This window comes from Sphingomonas sp. (assembly GCF_035317925.1).
Classification (GTDB): Bacteria; Pseudomonadota; Alphaproteobacteria; order Sphingomonadales; family Sphingomonadaceae; genus Sphingomonas_I.
In genome coordinates, this window is sequence record NZ_DATHFV010000188.1 from 1 (window position 1) to 4661 (window position 4661).

A 4661-nucleotide genomic window follows, 5' to 3' on the forward strand; every position below is an offset into this window, starting at 1 on the left:
GGCTCGCCATGCCGATCGCGCGATGCACCGCCAATTGCCCTTTGTGGTGCGCGGTCCAGCTTTGCGCCGCCACCATGCACACCCAGATGCTGGCCGCGATACCGTGCGCGTGGAATTGCCAGGGCACCGCGCCCGCGACGCTGAAATAGCTGGGCCAGAAGCCCGCCGCGATCACCGCCAGCACGATCAGAACGAAATAATGCGCTCGTGGATACGGCATTGGAGTCCCCCGTCCCTGCCACGGCAAGGAAGGTCCCATGAAACCACCGGTCGCGCAATCCTGCCGCTTCTTGCGATGCCGAAGTTAGTGCAAATCAGCGGGCGGCAATTTCAGTCGCCATATTCGCTCGCCACCAGGAATCCGCAGCCTGACCGCAAAAGCAAAACGCCGCCGCACCCGAAGGTGCGACGGCGCTTTATCCACCTTGTCCGACGATCTCAGCCGAAGCTGACGGCGGCCTTGCGGCGGCTGCGCAGCGCACCGCCGACCATGCCGAAGCCGCCGAGCATCAGCGCCCAGCTCGCCGGCTCGGGCGCGGGTGACGTGCCCCCGCTGCCATTGATATTGTCGAGCGCGATATAGCCTTCCGGATCGTTGGAGAAGGACAGCGACACGAGATTGTTGAAGCCGCTCAACGTGTAGGTCTGGAAGAAGAAATCGAGGGTCAGCGAGGCCGTCACGGTGCTGCTGTCGGCGCGCGTGCCGGTCAGGTTCAGGCTGAAGCCGTTGGTGTCGGCATAGAAAGACAGGCCGGCATCCAGGTTGCTGACATCGAACGTGCCGCCGCCGATCTTGGTCATGACGGTCGGACCCTCGGAATAGATCAGGTAGGTCGTCCCGTTGTCGCTGTTCTGGCCGTGGGCCCAGCTATATTGGCAGCAATTGTCCTGCGAGAAAGCGTAACCGTCGCTGACGACCGTTTGGTTCGGGTTCTGGGCCGGGTTGTCTTCGAAATTGACGACCTGGGCGGCGGCGCCGCTTGCGGCACCAATAGTCAACGCCGCTGCGGCGCACGCGCAAAGAAGCTTGTTCACGGTAATTCCCCCACAATACGCCACAAAACAGACCGGCGGTTAACAGCGCTTTACCAGATCGCGGCTATTGCACCATTGATACATTATAGTGAACCGACGAAGGCCGCCCGGTTGTCTGTCCCGCCATTGGGGGCGGCGATTGCGGCGCTTGTCGGGCCATCCCCAAACGAAAAGCGCCGCCGAACCCTGGGGCCCGGCGGCGCTCTTACGCCCTCTTGGGGGAGGAACTTTAGCCGAAGCTGACGGCCGCCCGCTTGCGGCTGCGCAGCGCGCCGCCGACCATGCCGAACCCGCCCAGCATCAGCGCCCAGCTTGCCGGTTCGGGCGCGGCGCTGCTGTCGAGCTGGACCACGCTCACATTGTCGAGCCCGATCGCGGCCTGATTTGCGCCGCTGATGCCGCCATGCAGCGTGATCAAGGTGCTGCTGCCGGTTGCGACGAAATCCATCGTTTCGGTCGCCCACGATACCACCGGGTTGAAGCTCTGCTGGTAGACCGGATTGGTGAAGGTCTGCGACGTGGCGCCGGCCGAAGCCAGGATGGCGAGGTCGTAAGCCTCGTTGACGTAATGCACGTTGTTGCCGAGGTCGAAGGTCAGCCGATAATGCTGGCCCGCGACGGTCGCGATCGATTGGCTGACCCCGCCGAACGGATTGCTGTCGGCATAACCGGTCAGGTCGAGGCTGTAGCTGCCGTCCGAGGCGATCTCGCCGAACGGATTGGTCGGCCCGTCCACTGAGATGTTGGTCCCTGCGGTCACCGTCCAGCCGAGGATGCCCGTGCTGCCCGGATTGAATGTGTCCGTATCGTTCCCGTCGGGGACGTACGGGTGATCCGCATCGAACAGTTCGAAGCTGCCGTTGGTAAGCAGGTTCTGCGCCTGCGCGGCCCCGCACGCCAGGCTCGCGCCGCAGATCGCGGCAAGGATACGAAACTTCATGCTACACCCCCAAATAGCTGCGGGGCGGCGTATCGCCCCCAGGCTTTTCGCCCTATCAGCGGAGGGTGGGGCGCCTCTATTGCCTAAATAGGCAAGTCGCCGGAGCCTGACAGCCGCGTCCGGCCCCGCAAAGGTCCGGGAGCCAACAAGCCGGTCGCGGATTGAGTCCGCATGGCCCGCGCGCTCAAAGTCTTTCGAACCGCCATCGGCTTCCACGATGCCTATGTCGCCGCACCGACGATGAAGGCGGCGCTCGAGGCGTGGGGCGCGGACCGCAACCTGTTCGCCAGCGGTCGCGCCGAGATCGTCACCGATGCCAAGCTGACCAAAGCCCCGCTCGCCGATCCCGGCAAGGTCATCAAGGTGCTGCGCGGTACCGAGGCCGAGCAGTTCGCCGCGCTCGAAATGGCCGCGCCCCGCCGCCCCCCGGCGAAGCGCGCCGCCGCCGATCCGCCGCCCAAACCCGCGCCCCGGCCCAGCCGCGCCGCGCTCGACCGCGCCGACAAGGCGCTAGCCGCCGCCGAAGCGCGCCACGACAAAGCCCTCGCGGCTTTGGCGAAACGTGAGGCCGAACTCCGCGAGCAACGCCGCGCGCTGGAGCGCAAGCGCGACACGGAGATCGCCGCGCTCGAGGATCATCGCGACCGGGAGAAAGACGCGTATGATGAAGCGCTCAGCGACTGGCGCGGCTAGCAACGCCGACCCGACACAGGAACCGCCAATGCCTCTTCCGTTCTTTGCTTTGCTCGGGCTCGCGCTCGCCACCCAGGATGCCGTCGCGCCTGCACCCGTTCCTGCCTCCGGTGTCGCCCAGGCCGCGGCCGATCTAGACGAGCGCGCGCTGGGCGCCCGCGCCGCACGGACCAACAGCCTCGCCGACTATCGTCTGTATCTGCAGCGCTTCCCCGATGGCGCTCTCGCGCCGGACATTCGCGCGATCGTTGCCGCACGGGAGTCCACCATCCGCGATCTCGCCGCCCATCCCACCAAATGGAGCGTGCGCGCGGTCCGGCTGGTTCCGCTGGAAGCGATCTTCTTCAGCGCCGAGGCCCGTGCGGCGGCGAAGCCCTATCCGGGCGCGGTGGTAAAGGCAGCGTGGTTCATCGCCGAGGATGGGCAGATCGAGGATTGCCACATCCTCGCCTCCACCGGGCCGGTCGCCATCGACGATGTGACGTGCGGGCTGATCATGAAATATGAACGGGCGTCGCCTCCGCGCGGCGACGATGGCCTGCCCTTTCGCGTGATCGATATCACGACGATCCGCTGGCCTCGCTAGCAGCAAAAAGGCGGAGACAGGCCCAGCCCGTCTCCGCCCTTCGGCATCCTCTAAAGGACGCCTCTTCGCTCAGCGATAGCGCCAGCCGTTGTGCCAGCGTTCGCGGTGCTGATAGTAACGATGGCCATCCCAATAGCCGTGGCCGCGATAGAAATTGCCGACCACCAGACCCGGTGCGACGACGACCGGGCCGCGGCCGCGATTGGGCCGGCAATTGCCATGGTAGCCGCGATGGCCACCCGGGCCGCACCCGTCCGCCGCCTGCGCCGCTGAAATGCCGCTCACGGCAACGGTGGCTGCCAGGACAGCCGCGATGATCTTGTTCATGACATCCTCTCCAAGAAGTCCTGATGGGACGGCCGCACCAACGCTCCCTTGCCGCTGCCGTTCCCCGGATCGCGCGCCCTCACTCCATCTTGAGCACCACCCGGAACCGCGCCTTCCCGCTCATCATCCGGTCATACGCCGCCTGCGCCTCGGCGAACGGATAGATCTCGTTCATCGACGCGATCTTGTGCAGCTCGCTGAACAGCAACGTGTCCTCCGAATCCGCCGCCACGCCCGAATACCAGCCGCGCACGCCCGCGCTCTTCAGCAGCAGTTCGACCGGGTTGATCGTGATCGGGCCGGCCGCGCCGATCAGCATCATCGTGCCGCCCGCGCCCAGGCCGCCGACGATCGCCTGCATCGCGTCGGCATTGGTGACGGTGGCGATGATCGCCTTCGCGCCGCCCATCGCCTGCAGTGCCTTGGCCGGATCGTCCGCTTCGCTGTCGATATAGTCGAGCGCGCCGAGCTGGCGCGCCAGCGCCTCCTTGTCGCGCCCGCGATTGACCGCGACCGTGCGGAAACCGAGCTTCGCCGCGAACTGGATGCCGAGATGGCCGAGCCCGCCGATCCCCTGGACCGCGACCAGCTCGCCCGCCTTCGCGCCGGCATTGCGGATCGCGTTGAAGGTCGTGACCCCCGCGCACATCAAGGGCGCGCCTTCGACCGAATCCAGCGAGGCCGGAACATGCGCCAGCGCGGATGTGTCCGCGATCATGTGGGTCGCATAACCGCCGTCGCGCGACACGCCGGTCGCGCCATGGACATTGTCGCAGACATAGGCCTCGCCGCGCCGGCAATGCAGGCAATAGCCGCACGATCCCGGGAACCAGCCGATCCCGACCCGCTCGCCGACCTTCCAGCCGTCGGTGTCGGGGCCCAGCCCCGCGATCGTGCCGATCACCTCATGCCCCGGTACGCGTGGATATTCGATGCCGGGAAACAGCGCGCCGACCGTCACCGAGTCGCTGTGGCAGACGCCGCACGCCTGCACCTTCACCAGCACCTCGTGGCGCCCGGGTACGGGCATCTCGCGCTCGACCAGTTGGAAGGGGGAATTGGGTTGCGGAACGATCATCG

At 66.3% G+C, this 4661-nt stretch carries 7 protein-coding genes; 2 read left to right on the forward strand and 5 right to left on the reverse strand.

The window, feature by feature from the left end; translation table 11 throughout:
* The 3 genes from VK533_RS14000 to VK533_RS14010 all read right to left on the reverse strand — a co-directional run.
* A partial coding sequence (locus VK533_RS14000) for a hypothetical protein (RefSeq protein WP_324378692.1) occupies positions 1–220 on the reverse strand: 220 nt, incomplete at its 3' end.
* Between the two features lie 218 nt (positions 221–438).
* A complete protein-coding gene (locus tag VK533_RS14005; protein ID WP_324378694.1) occupies positions 439–1035 on the reverse strand; it encodes a PEPxxWA-CTERM sorting domain-containing protein in 597 nt (198 codons plus the stop codon).
* Between the two features lie 229 nt (positions 1036–1264).
* Entirely contained in the window at positions 1265–1975 is a 711-nt protein-coding gene (locus tag VK533_RS14010; RefSeq protein ID WP_324378696.1) for a PEPxxWA-CTERM sorting domain-containing protein, read from the reverse strand.
* A 171-nt stretch (positions 1976–2146) separates the two neighbouring features.
* Between VK533_RS14010 and VK533_RS14015 the strand changes: the two genes are divergently transcribed.
* Together VK533_RS14015 and VK533_RS14020 are read left to right on the forward strand one after the other, a co-directional pair.
* Entirely contained in the window at positions 2147–2668 is a 522-nt protein-coding gene (locus tag VK533_RS14015) for a hypothetical protein (protein WP_324378698.1), read from the forward strand.
* A gap of 28 nt (positions 2669–2696) precedes the next feature.
* A complete protein-coding gene (locus VK533_RS14020) occupies positions 2697–3254 on the forward strand; it encodes a hypothetical protein (RefSeq protein ID WP_324378699.1) in 558 nt (185 codons plus the stop codon).
* Between the two features lie 69 nt (positions 3255–3323).
* Here VK533_RS14020 and VK533_RS14025 read toward each other — a convergent pair whose 3' ends face one another.
* Both VK533_RS14025 and VK533_RS14030 read right to left on the reverse strand, forming a co-directional pair.
* The gene (locus tag VK533_RS14025; protein WP_324378701.1) at positions 3324–3581 is read right to left on the reverse strand and encodes a GCG_CRPN prefix-to-repeats domain-containing protein; all 258 of its coding nucleotides are present in this window, start codon (positions 3579–3581) and stop codon (positions 3324–3326) included.
* A gap of 79 nt (positions 3582–3660) precedes the next feature.
* Positions 3661–4661 (reverse strand): alcohol dehydrogenase catalytic domain-containing protein (locus VK533_RS14030; RefSeq protein WP_324378703.1); only part of this gene is annotated, 1001 nt, incomplete at its 5' end.